This window comes from Pseudomonas sp. C2B4, from assembly GCF_013359695.1.
GTDB lineage: Bacteria > Pseudomonadota > Gammaproteobacteria > Pseudomonadales > Pseudomonadaceae > Aquipseudomonas.
In genome coordinates this window covers 34471-57233 of the sequence record NZ_JABFMU010000037.1, presented here as the reverse complement: position 1 = coordinate 57233, position 22763 = coordinate 34471, and the positions used below count along the sequence as shown (strand labels likewise).

Here is a 22763-nt window from a genome sequence, read left to right as displayed (position 1 = left end):
TTATGCAGTCACCAAGCGGCGCTCCAGCAAATCCTCCAGCTGATCCAGCAACTCATCACCGCGCAGCAACTCGTAGTGCCCACCGGCCAACAAACGATCCACACCGTGACGACCCACCTGCGCCTCGAACACCCGACGCTCATCCTCACGGCCAGCCACCCACCAGCGATGCACCGCGACCTGCACCTTCGGCAGTTGTCGTTGTGCCAAAGCCAGTCGCTTGAGCGATGAACCGGTGGCGAAGATTTGCGTGAGCTCACTGGTGCCCAACGCCGCGTGACCGTTGGCGCCATGCATGGCCGCTTCGATCACCGCCGCAGCACCTTCGCGCTCGTTCAATCCGGTGGCTTCAAGCGCAATCAGCGCCTCTGCTTCTTCAGACGGATGACCCAGGACAAACTTCAGGAAGTCCGCCAAATCTTCGCGCCAGTCCCCCGCCTCCGCCGTACCCGCCACATAACTGTCGACCAATCCGGCAAACGCCACCGCCTGCCCCTGGTTTTCCAGTTCATGGGCGACCAGTTGCGTCAACGCACCGCCCAACGACCAGCCCAGCAGGTAATACGGGCCTTCAGGCTGCTGCGTGCGAATCCGCTGCGCGTAGGCCTGGGCCATCGCCAACAGCGACGCGTCCTGCCACTGCGGGTCGAGCAGCATCCGGCATTGCAGGCCGTACACCGTGCGCCGGCCTTCCAGGCGCCGGGCCAGTGGCTCGTAGTCGAACACCGTGCCGAAGCCGGCGTGCAGGCAGAACAACGCCGGCACGCTGGCGACCCGGCCATTCAACGCCAACAACGGGTCCGGCGCTTTCGCAGGTTCTGCTGCCTGATACCCGCTGAGTTCGGCGATGCACGGTTTCTGCATCAGGTCCCGCAGCTTCAATTCGAAGCCCAGTTGCGGCTGGCTGCGTACCCGCGAGATGACTTTGAGCACCTGCAACGAGTCGCCGCCGAGTTCGAAGAAGTTGTCGTCGATGCCCACTTGCGGCACGCCGAGCACGTCTTGCCAGATCGCCGTCAGCGCCGTTTCCAGCGCGTTGCGCGGGGCGCGATAACCGCCGATGGCCCATTCCGGCTCCGGCAGTGCGCGACGATCGAGCTTGCCATTGGCCGACAGCGGGAAGCGGTCGAGCACCAGGATCCGCGCCGGCACCATGTAGTCCGGCAGTTGCGCTTGCAGCTCGGCCTTGAGTCGACGGTCCAGCCCCGCCGCGCCCGCCGCAACGACGTAGCCAACCAGCTGCTTGCCGGTGGGCGTGTCCTGTACGACCACGGCGGCATCCTGAACCCCGGCGCAATCGCGCAGACGGGCTTCGATCTCGCCCAGTTCGATGCGGAAACCACGGATCTTCACTTGCTGGTCCAGTCGCCCCAGGTAGTCGATCAGCCCGCACTCGCGCTGACGCACCAGATCGCCGGTGCGGTACATGCGGCCACCGGCCTCGAACGGATCGGGGATGAAGCGCTCGGCACTCAACCCCGGACGCTGGTGATAACCCCGGGCCAGGCATTCGCCGCCCAGGTACAGCTCGCCGCTGACACCCACCGGCAACGGATTGAGATCGGCATCGAGGATGTACAAGCCACGGCCCGCCACGCCACGACCAATCGGCGCGTAGGCAGCCTCACAACTTTCGCTGGCCTCGGCCCGCCACAGCAGCGGCGTGACCACGGTTTCGGTCGGGCCGTAGCCGTTGACCAGACGCTGCGGACGCAGTGCGCGCTTGACCTGTTCGAAGCTGGCGTCCGGCACCGCGTCGCCGCCGAAGCAGTACACCTGCACCGCTGGCGGATTGCCCAGGCGTTCGGCCACTTCGGCCATCTGTTGCAGGTACGCCGGCGGAAAGCAGGCCACGGTCACGTCGTGGCGATGCAGCACCTCCAGGGTTTGCTCCGGGGTCCACAGGCTGTCGTCGCGGATCACCAGGCTGCCCCCGGCCAGCAACACACTGAGCCAGCGCTCCTGGGCGCCGTCGAAGGCGAACGACATGAAATGCAGTTCGCGGCTTTGCGGGGCCAGTTCGTAGAGGTCGATGATGCCGCGGCAATGCCGGGCAATCGGCCCCCGCGCCACGGCCACGCCCTTGGGTTGGCCCGTGGAACCGGAGGTGTAGATCAGGTACGCCAGGTGCCCCGCAAGCGGCGCGGAAACCGGGCACTCGGCCATGTCGGCAACGCTCAACTGATCGAGCAGCAAGCGCGGCGTGCTGTCGGCCAACGTCACCCGCTCACCCAGATCGCTGTCGCAAATCAGCAGGCTCGCCGCCGAATCGCCGAGCATGTACGCCAGTCGCTCGGCCGGGTAGGCCAAGTCCAGAGGCAGATACGCCGCACCGGCCTTGAGCACCGCGAGGAACGCGACAATCGTGCGTTCGGAGCGCGGCAACGCCACCGCCACCAGGCTTTCCGCGCCGATACCGCGAGCGATCAGTTGTTGCGCCAGTCCATTGGCCTGCACTTCAAGCTGTGCATAACTGACTTCGCGATCCTCACAGAACAGCGCGATTTTTTCGGGTTGCGTGCGTACGTGGTGATTAAAGCTGTGCAGCAAATCAGCGTGTTCGGTGGACGCTAGCGGCAAGCTCAAACGCGCCTCAGGCAAACCCATGTTGCCCAGCAGGCAATCCGCGTCTTCAGGTAACGCCCGCAGCAGACCTTCAAGCTGTGCACGAATGCGCTCGACTTCCACATCGCTGAAGCGATCACGCAGGTACAGGTACTCGACCTCCAGCCCCTCGTCATTGGCGCTGACCATCAAGTCCATCGGGAAGTTGGTCACCCCGCCGCTGCCCACGTCGGTAAAGCGCAGCTCGCCTTCCTCGCCGCCTTTCAAGGCACGGTCCACCGGATGGTTCTCGAACACGATGATGCTGTCGAACAAGCCCTGGCCACCCTGCCCGGCCCAGCGCTGGATGTCGGACAGCGGCGTGTGTTCGTAGTCGCGCACGCTCAGGTTGTAATCCTGCAGCTCACGCAGCCACTCGCCCAACGGCTGTTGCGGGTCGAGGGTCTGGATCACCGGCAAGGTGTTGATGAACAGGCCGAGCATGTCCTGTGCCCCGGCCAGCCCCGTCGGACGCCCCGCCACCGTGGCGCCGAATGCCACGCTGCGCTGACCGCTGTGACGTTGCAGCAGCAACAGCCAGGCGCCCTGCACCAGGGTGTTGAGGGTCACGCGCTGGCGCTTGGCGAAACTGTGCAGCTTGCGTGTCGCCTCGGCGTCGAGGTCGCTGTACATCACGCCGTGGCCGGAACCCGCCGCGCCGGAAGCCTTGGCCAGAATGGTCGGGGCTTCCAGCAAGGCCAGGCGCTCGCGCCAGAAGCCTTCGGCCTGGGCAGCGTCCTGGCGTTGCAGCCAGGCGATGTAGTCGGCATAGCGACCGGTCAATGCCGGCAGGCTGTCGTGGTGGTACAGGCGCAGCATCTCGCCCAGCAGGCGCGACGCACTCCAGCCGTCCAGCAGCAGGTGATGGTAGACCCAGATCATCTGGTATCGGTCTTCACCCAGGCGCACCAGTACGAAGCGCATCAGCGGCGGGCAACTCAGGTCGAAGCCCCGGGCCTGCTCGGCTTGCGCCAGTTCGCGCAGCGCCTGTTCGGTGTTCGTGCGCTCACGCCAGTCGAGCTCTTCGATCGGCAACTCGACCCCGGCGAACACCGCCTGCAGCGGATCGGCCAGGCCGTCGCGCCAGCGGAACGCCGCCCGCAGCACTTCATGGCGTTCGACCAATGCCTGCCAGGCCGCGCGGAAACGCGGCACCTGCAAGCCGTCGACCTCGACGCTCAACTGGTTGACGTAGGGGTTGAGTTCCGGTGAATCGAGGCAGTGGAACAGCATGCCCTGTTGCATCGGCGACAGCGGATAGAGGTCTTGCAGGCCTTCGCGGGCAGCCACGTCGATAGGGGGCGCCATATGAGGAACTAGTGCAAAAGCCTCGACTTTCGGCGTTTCAATCAATGCGGCCTCGCGACTGCCGGCCACTGCCGCGAGTGCACGAATGGTCTGCTGCTCGAACAGTTGCTTGGGACTGAACACCAACCCGCGCTGCCCGGCGCGGCTCACCGCTTGCAGCGAGATGATCGAATCACCGCCCAGTTCGAAGAAATTCTCGGTGACGCCCACCGACTCCAGACCCAGCAGTTCTTTCCAGATCTCCACCAGCAGCGCTTCGGCAAGCGACGCGGCGGCCACCTGATCCTGACGCTGGCGAGTCGCTTCTGGCGCCGGCAAACCTTGACGATCCAGCTTGCCGTTAGGTGTCAGCGGCAACGCGGCCAGGCACATCAAATGCGCGGGCAGCATGTGTGCCGGCAGACGGCTGCGCAGGTGCGCCGTCAACGCGTCACGCAGATCCTGCTCGTCAGCGAGCGGATCGCGAGGCACCACGTAGCCGACCAGTTGACGGCCTGCCGGGCCTTCACGATCAATGACAAAGGCTTCACGCACGCCTTGGTGCTCGACCAGGCAGGCCTCGATCTCGCCGAGTTCGATACGGAAACCGCGAATCTTCACTTGCTGGTCGATACGACCGAGGTACTCAACGACGCCATCGGCGCGGAACCGTGCGAGGTCGCCGCTGCGATACAGGCGCCCGCCGGGCACGAACGGATCGGGCACGAAGCGTTCGGCGGTCAGGTCCGGGCGCTGGTGGTAGCCACGGGCGACGCCCTCGCCGCCCAGGTACAACTCACCCGCCACACCCACCGGCAGCGGCTGCAATCCGCCGTCGAGAATGTAGGCGCTGCGATTGCCCACCGGCCGGCCAATCGGCATGAAGGCCGAGTCGAACTCGGTGTCCGGGTAGGCCAGCCAGATCAGCGGGGTGATCACCGTTTCGGTCGGGCCGTAGCCATTGATCAGGCGCTTGGGTTGCAGCACCTGTTGCACTTCGTCAAACGCATGCTTGGCCATCCCCTCACCGCACGGCGTGTAGGAACGGATCGGCAGATCGCGTCCGGCTTCGCCCATGAAATCGGCGATCTGCCCCAGGTAAGTCGGAGTGAAGCAGGCGATGGTGATGCCGTGCTTTTCGATCTCGGCGCAGGTGCGCTCCACGCTCCACAACTCGTCGTCACGGGGCATCACCGCCGAGCCGAACACCAGCGGTGTCAGCCAGCGTTCGTGGGCGCCGTCGAAGCTGATCGAAGCGAATTGCAGCTCGCGGTCGTCCGGGGTCATGCCGTACAACTCGCCGATCTTCACGCAGTGCATGGCCAGCGGACCGTGGGCCACGCTGACGCCTTTGGGCCGGCCGGTGGAACCCGAGGTGTAGATCAGGTAGGCGAGGTTTTCGCCGCTGGTCAGGTTGACCGGGTTGGTCTCGGCCATGGCCGCCAACGGTTCACGGTCGATCTCCAGCACCGGCAGGCCTTCGGGCAGTGGCAGTTTTTCCCGCAGCCAGGATTGGCTGACCAGAAGGGCAATGCCGCTGTCCTCCATCAGGTAGCGCAGGCGTTCCGCCGGATAGGCCGGGTCCAGCGGCACGTAGGCACCGCCCGCCTTGAGGATCGCCAGCAGGCCGACGATCATCTCGGGCGAACGCTGCATGGCCAGGCCAACCCGTACTTCCGGGCCGATGTCCAGTGCGCGCAGGCGATGGGCCAACTGGTTGGCGCGGCGGTTGAGTTGGTCGAAGCTCAGCTCCTGGTCGTTGAAGATCAGCGCGGTGGCGTGCGGACGGATGTCGGCCTGGGCCTCGATCAATTGATGCACGCACAGCGGGTTCTGCTCCGGGGTGAACGCCGGGTTCCATTCCACCAACTGTTGCGCACGTTCCGGGACGGTCAGCAGGTCCAGTTCACTCAAGGCTGCCTGCGGCGCGGCGACCATGGCTGCCAGCAGCGCCGCCAGGTGCTCGCTCATGCGGGCAATCGCATCGCCGCTGAAGTGGCTGCACTGGTAGCTCCAGTTCAGGCTGAGCTGACTTTCCGCCGTGGCCGCAATCGTCAGCGGGAAGTTGGTGCGTTCGTGGTTCTGCGGGATCGAGAAGCTCAAGTCGGCTGGCGCGCCCTGTTGCAGCGCTTCGGCCACCGGGAAGTTTTCGAACACCAACAGGCTGTCGAACAACGGCTCGCCGGCACGCCCGGCCCAGCGCTGAATATCACCGAGGGCGGTGAATTCGTGTTCGCGCAGTTCCAGGTTCTGCGCCTGCAAACGACTCAACCATTGCTCGACGCTTTCCACCGCGTCCGGGCTGCTGATCACCGGCAAGGTGTTGATGAACAGGCCGAGCTGGCTTTCGGCCCCCGGCAAGTCCACCGGACGCCCCGCCACCGTGGCGCCGAATGCCACGCTGCGTTGGCCGCTGTAGCGTTGCAACAGCAGTGCCCATGCGCCTTGCACCAGCGTATTGAGGGTCACTTTTTGCTGACGGGCAAAGTCGCTGAAGCGCTTGCTGGTGGCCACGTCGAAGGTCTGGCGATGGTCGGCGAATGCGGTGTCCGACGGGTTGTTGAGGCTCAGGCTCTCGGCCAGCAGCGTCGGGTTGTCGAGGCTCGCCAGTTGCCCGCGCCAGAACAGCTCGTCGGCCTCGGCATCCTGGCGTTGCAGCCAGCCGATGTAGTCGGCGAAACGCCCGCTAGGCGCCTGCACTTCTTGCCCGGCATAGCGCTGCAGCACTTCGCTGAGCAGCAGCGAATTACTCCAGCCATCGAGCAGCAGGTGATGGTGGGTGTAGATCAGTTGCTGGCGCTCATCGTCCAGGCGCACCAAGGTCAGGCGCATCAGCGGTGCGCGGGTCGAATCCAGTTGCAGGCGTTCGCTGTCGATCAGTTGCGCCAGCGCTTCGGCCTGATCGTCACGGCCGCGCCAGTCGAGGCAGGTCATCGGCAATTGCAGATGACGATGCACCAGTTGCACCGGTGCCTCGAAACCTTCAGGGAAGTGGAAACTGCTGCGCAGGATCCCGTGGCTGTCGAGCACCGCTTGCCAGGCGCGGCCCAGGCGTTCGGCGTCGAGGCCACGGGCTTCGACGCTGAGCTGGTTCACGTAAGCGCCGGAGTCCGACTCGTACAGACTATGGAACAACAGACCCGCCTGCATCGGCGACAGCGGGTACAGGTCTTCGATCTGCGTCGGCGGCACCGGCAAGCCGTCGAGTTGCGCCTGGCTCAGGCGCGCCAGCGGGAAGTCCGCCGGGGTCACGCCGCCTGCGCCGTCGCTCAGGCAGTGTTCGATCAACGCCAGCAATTCAGTGCGGAAATCAGCGGCCAGGGCTTCGATTTCACGAAGGTCGAAGCATTCGCGGCTGAAGGTCCAGTCGAGTTTCAGTTCACCGCCATACACCTGACCGTCCACCGACAGCCAGTTGGGCAACGGTGCATCCGCCGGTTGCGCGGCGCCGCTGGATTCCTTGGCCGGTGTGAACAGCGCGTCCTCGGCGAAGCTCTGGTCGAATTGGCCGAGGTAGTTGAAAGTCACCCGTGCCTGCGGCAACGCGGCCAGCGCCGCTTGCGCCGTGGCATCGCCCATGTAGCGCAACAGGCCGTAGCCCAGGCCCTTGCCGGGGATGTCGCGCAATTGCTGCTTGATCGCCTTGATCGAACCGCCAAGGTCGGCAGTGGGCATCAGGCGCACCGGGAACAGGCTGGAGAACCAGCCGACGGTGCGAGTCAGGTCGATGTCGTCGAACAGGTCTTCGCGGCCATGGCCTTCAAGCTGGATCAGCGCCGATTCGCTACCGGTCCATCGGCTGAGGGTGCGGGCCAGTGCGGTCAGCAGCAGGTCGTTCACTTGAGTGCGGTAGATCGCCGGGGCCTGTTGCAGCAACTGACGAGTTTGTTCGCGGTCCAGGCCGATGCTAACCCCCTGGCGCAAATGCCCGGCCTGACTGGCCTGGACGTTGGCTGCCGGCAGCGCATCGCTGGCACCGGCCAAATGGTTTTGCCACCAGCTCAATTCATTAATGGCAGTTTCGCTGCGTGCATAAGCGTCGAGCTTGTCGGCCCAGGCCTGGAACGCACTGGTTTTCGGTGGCAGTTCCTGGCCTTGGTAGGCGGCCTGCAAATCCTCCAGCAACACCCGCCAGGACACACCGTCCACCGCCAAGTGGTGAACCACCAGCAGCAAGCGTTGCGAGCCATCGGCCTGGGCGATCAGCGCCACCCGCAGCAGCGGCCCGTCTTGCAGGCTGAGGCTGCGCTGGGCTTCATCGCACACCGACTCCAGCGAGGCGTCGCTGGCGACGCGGGCGGTCCAGAGCATGTCGATGACGTCGGCACTGTCGGCGCCGACATACCGCGCCGACCATTGACCGTCGACCTGACTGAAGCGCAGCCGCAATGCATCGTGCTGCTTGAGCAGGCGTTGCAGGGCGCCTTGCAGACGCGGCAAGTCAAGGGTTTCCCGTGGCACCAGCAGCACCGCCTGGTTCCAGTGGGCGCGCTGCGGGATCGGTTCTTCGAAGAACCAGCGCTGGATTGGCGTGAGCTTTTGCACACCGTCCACCGGCCCCTGTTGCGCCAGTGGTGCGGCCTGTTCCTTGACCACCGCCGCCAGGGCTTGCAGGGTTTGTTGCTGGAACAGATCCCGCGGTTGCAGGCTCAGGCCGGCGCGGCGGGCACGGCTGACCACCTGAATCGAAATGATCGAATCGCCGCCCAGCTCGAAGAAATTGTCCTGGCGCCCCACCTGTTCCACGCCCAAAACGTCCTGCCAGATCTGCGCCAGCACTTGCTCATGTTCAGTACGTGGTGCTTCGAAGGCGCGCTGGCTGACCTGCGCGGTCGGCGCCGGCAGGCGCTTGCGATCGAGTTTGCCGTTGGGGCTCAGGGGCATCTGTTCGATCAGCACGGTCTGCGCCGGCACCATGTAGTCCGGCAGGCTGCCGAGCAGATGGTTCTTCAGGGCTTCGCGCCAGGCGCCTTGCCGTTCGCCATCGGCGTCAACCAAAGCAGGATCCTGCGGCACGACATAGGCCACCAGTTGCTTGCCGCTCGGGCCATCCAGGGCCAGTACCACGGCTTCCTGCACCTCGGCATGTTCCTGCAGGCGCGCTTCGATCTCGCCCAGCTCGATGCGCAAGCCGCGAATCTTCACCTGATGGTCGATGCGCCCGCAGTAGTCGATGGCGCCATCGGCGCGGTAGCGCGCCAGGTCACCGGTGCGGTACAGGCGTTCGCCGCTGCCGAACGGATCGACCACGAAACGCTCGGCGGTCAGTGCGCCACGGCGATGGTAACCACGGGCCAGGCCGACCCCACCGAGGTACAACTCGCCTACCGCGCCCAGCGGCAAGGGTTGCAGTTCGCTGTCGAGGATCAAGGTCCGCAGGTTGGCGATCGGGCGACCGATCGGCACGCTGTCGCGGCCCTCTTCAATACAGGTCCAGTGGGTGACGTCGATGGCCGCCTCGGTCGGGCCATAGAGGTTGTACAGATTGGCTTGCGGCAGGCTGCGCAGAGTCTGACGTTGCAGTTCCATCGGCAGCGCTTCGCCACTGCAAATGATCCGGACCAGCGAGGTGCAGGTCTGTGCTTCGTCGGCGGCGATGAACGCCTGGAGCATCGACGGCACGAAGTGCAGCGTGGTGATCGCCTGCTCGACAATCAGTGCGGCGAGGCGTTGCGGATCGCGGTGTTCGCCCGGCGCGGCGATCACCAGCGTGGCGCCTTTCATCAGCGGCCAGAAGAACTCCCATACCGAGACGTCGAAGCTGAACGGCGTTTTTTGCAGCACGCGGTCGCTCGGCAGCAGGTTGTAGGCTTGTTGCATCCACTCCAGACGGTTGTGCAGCGCGATATGGCGGTTGCCCGCGCCCTTGGGTTTGCCGGTGGAGCCGGAGGTGTAAATCATGTAGGCGAGGTTTTCGGCTACCGCCAGATTGACGGGATCCGTCGCTGGCAGCTCGCTCAGCCAGTCGGCGTTGTTGTGCAGGCACAGGGTGCGCACGCTGTCCGGCGTCGGCAATTGCGCCAGCAAATGTTCCTGGGTCAGCAACAGCGAAATGCCGCTGTCCTCGATCATGTAGCTCAGGCGATCCAGCGGGTATTCCGGGTCCAGCGGCACGTAGGCACCGCCGGCCTTGAGGATCGCCAGCAGGCCGACGACCATTTCGAACGAGCGGTCGCAGGCGATACCGACGATCACTTCCGGGCCAACACCTTGTGCGCGCAGGTGATGGGCCAGGCGGTTGGCGCGCCGATTCAGTTCGGCGTAGCTCAAGGATTGTCCCTGGAACACCAGCGCCGTCGCTTCAGGGTTTTCAATCACTCGTGCTTCAAAATGCCGCTGCACACAGACTTCGCCCGGATAGCGTGTGGCGGTGTCGTTGAGGCCATCGAGGATGCGCAGGCGTTCGTCAGCGTCCAGCAACGGCAATTCGGCCAACGGGGTTTGCGGGTTGGCCAGGACACCGGCCAACAGATTTCTCCAGTGACGAGCCAGACACTCGATACGCTCGGCGTCGAACAGGTCGGTGGCGTAGGTCAGGCTGGCGAACAGCTTGTCGCCCTCTTCCTGGGTGTCCAGTTGCAGGTCGAACTGGGTGGTGGGCGATGTGGCGTTCAGCGCTTCGACCCGCAGGCCCGCGAGCAAGCCGCTGACCGCCGCCGGCCGGGCTTGCTGGTGGTTGAACATCACCTGGAACAGCGGACTGTGGCTCAGGCTGCGCTCACCTTGCAGCGCCTGCACCAGACGCTCGAACGGCAGGTCCTGATAGTCCTGGGCATCCAGTGATGCAGTTCGAGTCTGCTCCAGCAATTGGCTGAACGGCAGACGACCGTCCAGTTCGGCACGCATCACCTGGGTGTTGACGAAGAAGCCGATCAGACCTCGGGTTTCCGTGCGGTTGCGGTTGCCGATCGGCACGCCGATGCGCAGGTCGGACTGGCCGCTGTAGCGATAGAGCAAGGCCTGGAAGCTCGCCAGTAACAGCATGAACGGCGTGACGCCGCGCTGTTTGGCCAGGCTCATCAAACCGCTCGACAAACTGGCATCGAGGGCGAAATCCAGACGCGCGCCTTGCTGGCTCGGTTGTGCGGGACGTGGGCGGTCGGTGGGCAATTCCAGCAGCGGCTGTTCGCTGCCGAGCTTTTCCTTCCACCAGTTCAACTGGCGCTCCAACTCTCCCGCTTCCATCCAGCGACGCTGCCACGCGGCGTAGTCCGAATACTGAATCGGCAGCGCTTCCAGCTCAGCGCTCTGTCCTTGGCAGCTCGCTGCGTAGAGCCGGGAAAATTCTTCTACCAGCACACCCATGGACCAGCCATCGGTGACGATGTGGTGCAGGGTCAGCACCAGCACATGGTCTTCGGCGTCCAGCTGCAGGAGGCTGACGCGCAACAGCGGGCCGTGCTGCAGATCGAACGGCCGGGCGATTTGCGCTTCGACTGCTTTCATCGCCGATTCGAAAGGCTGCGGCTCATCGCGCAAATCATGCTGTTCGATGGACAACGAGGCAGACGAGGCCAGTGTCTGCATCACCTGGCCATCGTCCTCGACGAATCGGCTGCGCAGACTCTGGTGTCGCTCCAGCAGCAAATCGAAACTCTGCTGCAGCGCCGCGAGGTTCAACGGCCCGTACAGACGCAGTGCGGCGGGAATGTTGTAGGCGCTGCTCTGCGGGTCAAGCTGCCAGAGGAACCATTGGCGTTGCTGCGCGTAGGACAGTTCGAAAGTCGCTTGCGGCTCGGCGGCGGGCGGAATCGGCAGTTGGCCGAAGCTGACGCCCTGCTCCTGCATGCGTTGCAGAAACTCGCGGCGTTTGTCCGCAGGCAGGCCGGCGAAACGGGTGGCAATACGCTGGGCAGTGCTGTGTTCCATCAGTTGAACTCCATCTCGTCCAGAAGCGACTCAAGCGCATCCAGACGTGCATCGTTGTCAGTCGGGGCGTGTTGCCCGGCCATGGCGGCATAAGCCTGAAGGTCGTTGGTTTCGAACAGCGCGCGCAGCGGCAGCTCGATGCCCAGTTCCAGTTCCACGCGGGCACTGGCCTGGGCGGCGAGCAGCGAATGGCCGCCCAATTCAAAGAAGTTGTCGCGCCGGCCGATCTGCGCCACGCCCAGCACGTCGGCCCAGATACCGGCCAGTTGTTGTTCGAGGTTGCCTTCGGGGGCTTCGAACGGGCGTTGCCAGGCCTCGGCATCCGGCACCGGCAAGGCCTTGCGGTCGAGCTTGCCGTTGCTGGTCAGCGGCAAGGCATCGAGCAGCAGCCAGTGGCTGGGCACCATGTAATCCGGCAGGTCGACCTTGAGCGCGGCGCGCAGGGTGTCGCGCCAGACCATCGGGTCGGTCGGGGTCTGTTCGGCCACCACGTAGGCGCACAGTTGCGGTCCACCGTCACCGGCATGCACGCTGATCACCGCCTGACGCACGCCCGGCTGCGCCAGCACCGCCGCTTCGATTTCGCCCAGTTCGATGCGGAAGCCGCGGATCTTCACTTGCTGGTCGATGCGGCCGAGGTAGTCGATGCTGCCATCGGCACGCTGGCGCGCCAGGTCGCCGCTGCGATACAGGCGTTGGGAGGCGTCGAACGGGCTCGGCACGAAACGCTCGGCGGTCAGGCCGGAACGCCCGTGATAACCCCGGGCCAGGCCGGCGCCGGCGATGTACAGCTCGCCCGCCACGCCCACCGGCACCGGTTGCAACTGGCTGTCGAGCAAGTACCAGCGCAGGTCGCGGATCGGCAGGCCGATGGGGCTTTGCGCCTTGCCGTCGAGGTCGGTCAGACGGATGGCGCGGTAGGTCACGTGGACCGTGGTCTCGGTGATGCCGTACATGTTCACCAGGGTTGGCTGCTGATCACCGAAGCGCTCGAACCATGGCCGCAGGCTGGCCACTTCCAGCGCCTCGCCGCCGAAAATCACCTGGCGCAGCGCCAGGTTCTGCGGGCTGGCGCAGGCGATCGGCAACAACTGGCGGAAGGCGGTCGGGGTCTGGTTCAGCACCGTCACGCCCTCGTCGCACAGCAAGCGGTGGAACTCCTGGGGCTCGCGGCTGATGTAGTACGGCACGATCACCAGGCGCCCGCCGGTGCACAGCGAACCGAACAGCTCCCACACGGAGAAATCGAAGGCGTAGGAATGGAACAGGGTCCAGACATCGTTCGCACCGAAATTGAACTCGGCGGCGGTGGCGGTCAGCAGGCGCCCGACGTTGCCATGGCTGAGCAACGCGCCTTTTGGCCGGCCAGTGGAACCGGAGGTGTAGATCACGTAGGCGAGGTTGTCCGGGGCTACCAGGGTTGGCAGGTTGTCGCTGCTGTAGCCGTCCAGTTGCAACGCTGTCAGGTCCAGCACCTGCACGCCGTCGCGGGCCGGCAAGCCATCGATCAAGTGCGACTGGGTCAACAGCAGTGCGATGCCGCTGTCTTCGATCATGTAGCTCAGGCGCTCGGCCGGGTATTGCGGGTCCAGCGGCACATAGGCGCCACCGGCCTTGAGGATCGCCAGCAAGCCCACCACCAGCGGCATCGCCCGTTCGGTGGCGATACCGACCTTCACTTCCGGCCCGACGCCCTGCTCGCGCAGTTTGCGCGCCAGGCGGTTGGCCTGGGCGTTGAGGGCGGCGTAGCTCAGGTGCTCGCCTTCGTAGCTCAGGGCGATGGCGGTCGGCCGTTGTGCGGCCTGGGCTTCGAACAACTGATGCAAGGTCGGCGATGCGGGTTGCGTCTGGAACGCCGGGTTCCAGTGCTGGATCAGCTCTTCGTACTGCGGCGTGTGCATCAGCGGCAGTTCCGCCACGCGCTGCTGCGGATCGGCGACCACCGCACGCAGCAGGTTCAACCACTGTTGGGCCAGACGCTGCATGGAGGCTTCGTCGTACAGATCGGTGGCGTAGCTGAGGCTCGCGTCCAGTTCATCACCCTGCTCCTGGGTGTCGAGCACCAGATCGAATTGCGCGGTGTGCTGCTGCCAGTGCAGGCGCTCGACCTGCAAACCGGCCACGGCGCGTTCGACGCTGGCACCCAGCTGTTGCTGATGGTTGTAGAGCACCTGGAACAACGGGCTGTGATTGAGGCTGCGGTCCGGCTGCAAGGCGTCGACCAGTTGCTCGAACGGCAAGTCCTGATGGGCCTGGGCGGCCAGCGCGGTGCGCTTGACCTGGTGCAGCAAGGTGCTGAACGGCTGCTGCCCGTCGATCTCGGCGCGCAGCACCTGGGTATTGATGAAGAAGCCGATCAGGCCTTCGGTTTCGAGTTGCGAACGCCCGGCACTCGGCACGCCGACGCTGATGCCCGACTGCCCACTCTGGCGATGCAGCAAGGTCTGGAAACTCGCCAGCAACAGCATGAACAGCGTCACTTGCTGTTCTTGCGCACGCTGGCGCAGACCGGCGAGCAAGTCGCGATCGACCTGCAACAGCAGGCTCGCGCCGCGTTCGCTGCGACGGGCCGGACGGCTCAGTTCGCTCGGCAATTCCAGCGGTGCCTGGCTGCCATCCAGTTGCTCGCGCCACCAGGCCAACTGGCGTGCGCCCTCCCCGGCTTCCAGCCAGTCGCGCTGCCAGCGGGCGAAGTCGCTGTAGGCCACCGGCAGTGCCGCCAGGTTCGCAGCGCTGCCTGTTACGGCAGCCTGATACAGGGCGCTGAACTCGTCGACCGTCACCTGCATCGACCAGCCATCGGCGGCGATGTGGTGCACGGTGAGCACCAGCACATGGTCCTCGGCGCCGATTTGCAACAGCAACACGCGCCACAGAGGGCCGTTGCGCAGGTCGAACGGTTGGGCGATTTCTTCCGCCACGGCGCTGTTGATCGCCGACGCTTCGATTGACCGTTCATTGAATTGCAACGGCAGTTCGACGTGCACCACTGGCCGCGCCTGCTGACCATCCTGTTCGAAGGTCGTGCGCAGGGTTTCGTGACGCACCTGCAACTGCGCGAAGGCTATGCGCAGGGCGTCGCGGTTCAGCGAGCCCTTGAGGCGCAGCGCCGCCGGAATGTTGTAGGCCGCGCTGTGCGGGTCCAGTTGCCAGAGAATCCATTGGCGTTGCTGGGCGTAGGCCAGGATCCGTGGCTGATCGTCCGGTGCGCGTTGCAGCAGCGGCTGGGCGCTTGCGGTCGCTTGTGCTGCACGCTCGGCAAATACCTTCAGATGCTCAGCGGAGAACAGGCTGCTCACTGACAGCTCAAGTTGCAGTTGTTGACGCACACGGGAGATCACTTGCAGCACCAGCAACGAATGGCCACCCAAGGCGAAGAAGTTGTCGTCGCGGCCCACGTGTTCGACCTGCAATACGTCTTGCCAGATCTGCGCCAGTTGCGTTTCCAGCCCAGGCGCCGGGGCCACGAAGTCCCGTTGGGCCGTTGCCGCTTCGGCCCGTGGCAAGGCCTTGCGGTCGAGTTTGCCGTTGTTGTTGAGCGGCAGTTTGTCCAGCAGGACCAAGTGGCTGGGCACCATGTAGTCCGGCAGCGACTGGCGCAGGACGGCTTTGAGCCCTTGCAGATAATCCGCCTCGCACGCCACCGCGCCGCTGGCCACGACATACGCCACCAGTTGCGTGCCGTCCTGGGCGATGACGGCGGCTTCACGGACCTCGTCGCGGGCTTGCAGGCAGGCTTCGATCTCACCCATTTCGATACGGAAACCGCGAATCTTCACCTGGTGGTCGATACGCCCGACATATTCCAGATTGCCGTCAGCGTTGTAGCGCGCCAGGTCGCCGCTGCGGTACAGCCGCGCACCCGGCTCGCGGGCGAAGGGGTCCGGCAGGAAGCGTTCGGCGGTCAGCGCCGGGCGGTCAAAATAGCTTTGCGCCAGACAGGCCGGGGCACCGATGCACAACTCGCCGACGCCCTCGGTGGGCAACAGCTGACCGGCCGAATCCAGCACATACAACGCACGGCCCGCGATGGCACGACCGATGGGAATGCCGAAGGCATCGCTGGCATCGCACAGCTGGCACTCATGCACGCTGGACACCACCGTCGCTTCGGTCGGGCCGTAGGTATTGAGCAGGCGCACGTGGCTCAGGCCGGCCTGATGCCACAGGCGCAGGCCCTCCACCGACATGGCTTCGCCGCCGACGTGGACCTGACGCAAATCGCCAAGATTGCGTACCACACCGCTGGCGCATTCACGGGCGAGCAGGAACCAGTAAGCGGCGGGCAAGTCGGCCACGGTCACGCCTTGCTCGACGATTTCCGCGGCCAGTCGGCCAGCGTCCCACAGGTCATCGCCACGCATGATCAACGCCGCGCCGACGCACAGCGCCGGGAAGCATTGTTCGACGAAGCCGTCGAAGCTGAAGGTGGCGAATTGCAGGACGCGGTCCGATGGCGACAGCTTTGAGTAATCGGCGGCGGTCTGGCAGAACTCGCGCAGCGCGCCGTGGGTGATGGCGACGCCTTTGGGTTGGCCGGTGGAGCCGGAGGTGTAGATGATGTAGGCCAGATCTTCGGCGACCGGGAGATCGCTATCGCGAGCAAGCTTTGCTCCTACAGGGGTTGTGGTGTCTTCGAGGGTCAGGCGTTGGACGCTTGTTAACGCCTGGAGCAGGCCGGATTCGTCCAGCAATAGGTCGAGGCGGCTGTCGGCGATCATGTAGGCCAGGCGTTCGGCCGGGTATTTCGGGTCCAGTGGCACGTAGGCCGCGCCGCTTTTCAGTACGGCCAGCAGGCTGACGATCAGCTGCGGACCGCGACGCACGGCCAGGCCGACACGCTTGCCGGGACCGACACCGTTGTCGATCAGGCGCTGGGCCAGGCGGTTGGCTTGTGCATTGAGTTGACCGTAGCTCAGGGTGTGACCGTCCACCTGCAAGGCCAGTGCATCTGGCGTGGCAGCGGCTTGCGCGGCGATTTGTTCGTGGGCCAACAGCGTTGTGGATAACTCAACCGCAGCCGGCTGGCTGATCGCGAGCACCGCATTCTTTCCATTGACGTCGAGCAGTTCCAGCGAGCCCAACGCGGCATCCGGCGATGCCACCAGTTGCGTCAGCAGGTGCAGCAAATTGGCCGATAGCTGAGCGATCTGACCGGTACTGAACCGCGCCGCGTCGTAGCTGAACTCCAGTCCCAACCCCTCCCCCAGTTCAATGCCCAGGGTCAGCGGATAGTGGGTGCGCTCATGGTTGTGCAGGTTGCCGAACGACAACCCGGCCGGCGCGCCCTGTTTCAGCGCTTCGGCCACCGGGAAGTTTTCGAACACCAGCAGGCTGTCGAACAGCGCCGAGCCCTGCTGCCCCGCCCACCCCTGAATGTCGTACAGCGGCACGTGTTCGAACTCACGCATGGCCAGGTTCAGGCCTTGCAGATCGCCCAGCCACTGGCTGACGGTCTGGTCCGGCTTGATCGCGCACACCAGCGGCAAGGTGTTGATGAACAGGCCGAGCTGTTCTTCGATCCCCGGCAGCGGCGCCGAACGGCCGGCCACGGTGGCGCCGAACACCACGCAATCCTGGCCGGTGTAGCGTTGCAGCAAGAGGCTCCACGCCGCTTGCAGCACGGTGTTGAGGGTGACTTTCTGCTGACGGGCGAACTCGGCCAGACGCTGGGTCGTGCTGTTATCGAGGCTGACGCGATGTTCTTCATTGCCCTCGCTGCCAACCGGTGGACGCAGGGCTTCGGCCAGCAAGGTCGGTGCTTCCAGCGGCGCCAGTGCGGCTTTCCAGAACTGCTCGCCAGCGTTCGCCGATTGCTGTTGCAACCAGCCCAGGTAATCGCGGTATTGCCCTGTGGGTGCCGGCAACGGCTGTCCGGCGGCGTAGTGCTGGATGACTTCGGCCAGCAACTGCGCGTTGCTCCAGCCGTCCATCAGGATGTGATGGCTGGTGTAGATCAGGTGCCAGTCGTTGGCGCCCGTGCGAACCAGTTTCAGGCGGAACAGCGGCGCAGTCCCCAGCTCGAAGCCTTGCGCACGCTCGGCATCGGCCAATACATCGGTGTCGGTCGATTCAAGCAGCTCAAGCGGCAATGCGACCTCACGGACAATCGCCTGATGCGCGGTGTCGAGGCCCTGCCAGTGGAAGCTGCTGCGCAGGATGTCATGACGCTCGAGCGCGGTTTGCCAGGATTGGGTGAAACGCTCGGTGTCCAATCCGCCGATGTCCAGGCGCAACTGACTGATGTAGGCGCCGACCTCTGGCTCGTACAGCGTGTGGAAGAGCATGCCCTGCTGCATCGGCGACAGCGGGTACAGGTCCTGGAGATTGGCAGCGGCGAGCGGTAGCCCGTCGAGTTGCGCCTGATCGATGCGCGCCAGCGGGAAGTCCGACGGCGTGGCTTGCGGTGCTTCCAGGGCGCAGCAATGCTCGATCAGCGCATTCAGTTCCCGGGCGTAATCCTCGGCCAGACGCTGGATGGTCGCGGTGTCGAACATCTCGCGGCTGAAGCCCCAGCTCAGGGACAATTCGCCGCCGTAGACCTGACCTTCGATCACCAGCCAATTACCCAGCGGTGCCGACGGGTCCTGTGCGATGCCATTGCCTTCGGTGGAGGGGGTGAACAGCGCGCCGTCGTTGAACTGCCGGTCGAACTGCCCCAGGTAGTTGAAGGTGATGCGCGGTTGCGGCAACGTCGCCAGTTCGGCGCGGGTCTGCGCCGTGCCAAGGTAGCGCAGCGCGCCGTAACCCAGGCCCTTGTCCGGCACTGCCCGCAACTGTTCTTTGATGGATTTGATCGACGCGCCGAGATCGTCGGCAGGCTTGAGGTTGACCGGAAACAGGCTGGTGAACCAACCCACGGTGCGCGTCAGGTCGATGTCGTCGAACAGGTCTTCGCGACCATGGCCTTCGAGCTGGATCAGCGTGCTGCCCTGCCCGCTCCAGCGGCAAATGACGCGGGCCAGTGCGGTCAGCAGCAGGTCGTTGACCTGGGTGCGGTAGGCCGCCGGGGCCTGTTGCAGCAGTTGGCGGGTTTGCTCGGCGCCGAGCTTGAGTTCGAGTTTGTGTTCGAAACGATTTTCCAGTGCGCCCAGGGGGCGTTCGCACGGCAGATCAGCGGGCGCGCCCTGCAGTTGGGTCTGCCAGTGGCCGAGGCTGCTTTCAAAGGCTGGAAGATGATCCTGCAAACGTGCGACCCAGCGCTGGTAGCTGCTGGTTTTCGCCGGCGCAGTGGCGCCGTTGTAGAACTGCTGGAGATCTTCCAGCAACACGCGCCAGGACACCCCGTCCACCGCCAGGTGGTGAACCACCAGCAGCAAGCGCTCGCTGCCGTCGGCCATGGCGACCAGCAGTGCGCGCAGCAGCGGACCGTTGTGCAGGTCAAGACTGCGCTGGGCTTCGTTGCATAGCGCGTTAAGTTCTTCGACCGATTCTGCCCGACGCGGCCACAGCACCGAGTCGGTGGTCGGTACCACGTACGCCTGTTGCCAACCGCTGTCAGTCTGTTGGTAACGCAGGCGCAGGCTGTCGTGCTGGACCAGCAACTGTTCCAGGGCACGCTCCAGCGCCTCGACCTTCAACGGCTCACGCGGCACCAGTAGCAGCGACTGGTTCCAATGCTGACGCTGCGGGATGGCTTGCTCGAAAAACCACTGTTGCACAGGCGCCAGCGCCACCGCGCCCACTGCCGGACCTTGCTCGATAGACGATTGCTCGCCGGTGCGGGCGGCCTGGGCCAGGCTGCGGATGGTCTGGTGCTGGAACAGGTCCTTGGGACTCAGGACGATCCCGGCCTGACGGGCGCGGCTGACCACTTGCATCGAGACGATGGAGTCGCCGCCCAGTTCGAAGAAGTTGTCTTCCAGACCGACGTTGTCGATGGCCAGCACGTCCTGCCAGATCGCCGCGAGGGACTTCTCCAGTTCGCTGCGTGGCGCGACGTGTTCGCGTTGTTGCGTGGTGCCGTCGACCGCCGGCAGGGCCTTGCGGTCGAGCTTGCCGTTGGGGGTCAGTGGCAGGTGTTCGAGGAACAGCAGGAACGCCGGGACCATGTAGTCCGGCAGGTGCTGACGCAGGGCCGCCTTGAGCACTTCCCGTTGAGTGGTTTGCGTGTCGAGGTCATCCAGCAATGCCGAATCGTTCGGCACGATGTAGGCCACCAGTTGCTGACCATTGGCGCCGTCCTGCGCCAGCACCGCCAGTTCGCGAACGGCGTCCTGTTGCAGCAACCGCGCTTCGATTTCGCCCAGTTCGATACGGAAACCGCGCACCTTGACCTGATGGTCGATGCGGCCGACGTATTGCAGGGTGCCGTCGGCCTGATAGCGGGTCAGGTCGCCAGTGCGGTACAGGCGCTCGCCGGTGTTGGAAAACGGATTCGGCACATATTTCTCGGCGGTCAGGCCCGGCCGCGCCAGGTAACCACGGGTGATGCCGGCGCCGCTGAGGTACAACTCGGCGGACACGCCTTGCGGCACCGGTTGCAGGTCGGCGTCCAGCAGGTAGCTGGCGGTGTGTTTGAGCGGGCGGCCGATGTTGGCGCGGCCACCGGCCTCGCGACGGGTCCAGGTGGAATAGGTGGTGTCTTCCGAGGGACCGTACAGGTCATAGACGTGCTCGACGGTCGGCTGCTGGTACAGCGCGTCCACCAGGCTCTGCTTCAGCGGCTCGCCGGCCAGATTGATGATGCGCACGCTCGGCGGGATCTGCCCGTCGCGCTGCAAGGCATTGATCGCCGACGGCACGGTGTTGATCAGGCGCACCTGGTCCCGGGCCTGCAGCAGCGGCAGTTCCAGGGCATTGCGGGCGATGATCACCGAGCCACCGTTGGCCAGGGTCACAAACAGCTCCCACACCGACAGGTCGAAGCACACCGACGTCGAGGCCAGCACACCCTGGATGTCGTCGCGGCTGTACACCGATTGGGACCAATCAATCAGCGCCAGCACGTTGCGGTGGGCGATGGCCACGCCCTTGGGTTTGCCGGTGGAACCGGAGGTGTAGATCACGTAGGCCAGGTTGTCCGGCGAGACACGGGTAACAGGCGCGCTTGGCGGGTAATCGGCTAGCGAGATGTTGTCCATCAGCAGCACTTGGGTATCGGCTGTCACGCTCAGTGTCTTGGCCACTTCGGCTTCGGTCAGCAGCACCAGCGCATGACTGTCTTCGAGCATGTAGGCGACACGTTCGGTCGGGTAGTCCGGGTCCAGCGGCACATAGGCGCCACCGGCCTTGAGCACCGCCAGCAAGGCAATCAGCAGTTGCTCGGAACGCTGCATGGCCACGCCGACCCGCACCTCCGGACCGACGCCCAGCTCGATCAGCTTGTGCGCCAGGCGGTTGGCCTGAACATCGAGTTCTGCATAGGTCAGCTGTTGGTCGGCGAAGGTCACCGCCAATGCGTTCGGGGTAGAGGCGACTTGCTGGCCGATCAGTTCATGAATGCACAGGTCCTGCGCGAAGCTATCGTTGGCGCGATTCCAGTCATGGACGATGCGTTGGTATTCGGCCTGCTCCAATAGCGGCAGATCACTGATGCGTTGATGCGAATCGCTGACCATGCCCCGCAACAGGTGCGTCCAGTGCTGCGCCATGCGCGCGATGGTCGCGGCGTCGAACAGGTCGTTGGCGTAGGTCAGCGCGGCGTGCAGCTTGCCGCCCTTCTCATACGTATCGAGGGTCAGGTCGAACTGGGTGGTGCGCCCTTGCCATTCGATCACGCCCAGCGCCAAACCGGATTGGGTGGTGACCGTGGAAATGTCCGCGACCTGCGGCTGGTGGTTGTACATCACCTGGAACAGCGGCGTGTGGCTGAGGCTGCGTTCCAGTTTCAAGGCTTCCACCAGACGCTCGAACGGCAAGTCCTGGTGGGCCTGGGCGCCGAGGGCGGTTTCCTTGATGCGATGCAGCAATTCGTCGACCCGGGTCTGGCCGTCCAGTTGCGTGCGCAGCACCTGAGTGTTGACGAAGAAACCGATCAGGCCTTCGATCTCGGCGCGGTTGCGGTTGGCAATGGGGACGCCCACACGGATGTCGGTCTGTCCGGTGTAACGGTGCAACAGCACGTTGAAGGCGCCGAGCATCAGCATGAACAGGGTGATGTTGTGTTTCTGCGCGGTGGCCCGCAGTTGCTCGGCCAGTTGTCCGTCGACGGCGAATTCGTAGCGGGTGCCGTGATAGCTCGGCATCGCCGGGCGCGGGTGATCGGTGGGCAGTTCCAGCACCGGGTGCTCGTCACCCAGTTGCGCCTGCCAGTAGTCGAGTTGACGGGCCTGCTCGCCCGCCTCCAGCCAGCGGCGCTGCCACAGGGCGTAGTCGCTGTACTGGATCGGCAACGCCGCCAGGGGCGGCTGAGTGCCGGCATCGAAGGCGTCGTAGCAGCGGATGAATTCGTCGATCAGCACGTTCATCGACCAACCGTCGGACACGATGTGGTGCAAGGTCAGCAGCAGGACGTGCTCCTGCTCGGCGAGTTTGAGCAAGGTCACGCGCAGCAGCGGGCCGCTGCCCAGATCGAACGGCAGCACCGATTGTTGTTCGGCTGCCTGGGCGACTGCCAGTTCACGCTCTGTGGCCGGCAGTGCGCTGAAATCCGCATGGTCGATCACCAGCGGCGTCGTGGCCGGCACTTGCAGCAGGCTATCGTCGGCCTGTGGGGCAAACACCGTGCGCAAGGTTTCGTGACGCGCCACCAGGTTGGCGAACGCCTGCTCCAGCGCCGACAGGTTCAGACGACCGGTCAGGCGCACCGCACCCGGCAGGTTGTAGGCGCCACTGTGCGGGTCCAGCTGCCAGAGAAACCACATGCGTTGCTGGGCGTACGACAACGCCTGGCGATCCTCGGCCTCGACCCCGGCGGGAATCGGGAACCGGGCGAAATCCACGCCCTCCTTGTGCAAGGCCGCAAGGAACATCTGGCGCTTTTCCAGGGGCAACCCGATAAACCGGCGAGCAAGTTTCAAGGAGTCTTCAGCATTCATTTCTGGGTATCCGGATCAGTGGCG

Annotated in this window: 2 protein-coding genes; both read right to left on the bottom strand. The window is 64.8% G+C overall.

Features of this window, described 5'->3' with window-relative positions:
- A complete protein-coding gene (locus HNQ83_RS21160; protein ID WP_175390733.1) occupies positions 1–11760 on the bottom strand; it encodes a non-ribosomal peptide synthase/polyketide synthase in 11760 nt (3919 codons plus the stop codon).
- On the bottom strand, positions 11760–22739 hold the full coding sequence (locus HNQ83_RS21155; protein ID WP_175390732.1) for a non-ribosomal peptide synthetase: 10980 nt from the start codon (positions 22737–22739) through the stop codon (positions 11760–11762). The genes HNQ83_RS21160 and HNQ83_RS21155 overlap by 1 nt, the downstream gene beginning before the upstream one ends.
- Positions 22740–22763: the final 24 nt, after the last annotated feature.

What these genes read in the sequence shown, in the direction of transcription:
- HNQ83_RS21160 (WP_175390733.1), bottom strand. Translation starts at nt 11,760, where the DNA reads ATGGAACACAGCACTGCCCAGCGTATTGCCACCCGTTTCGCCGGCCTG.
- HNQ83_RS21155 (WP_175390732.1), bottom strand. Translation starts at nt 22,739, where the DNA reads ATGAATGCTGAAGACTCCTTGAAACTTGCTCGCCGGTTTATCGGGTTG.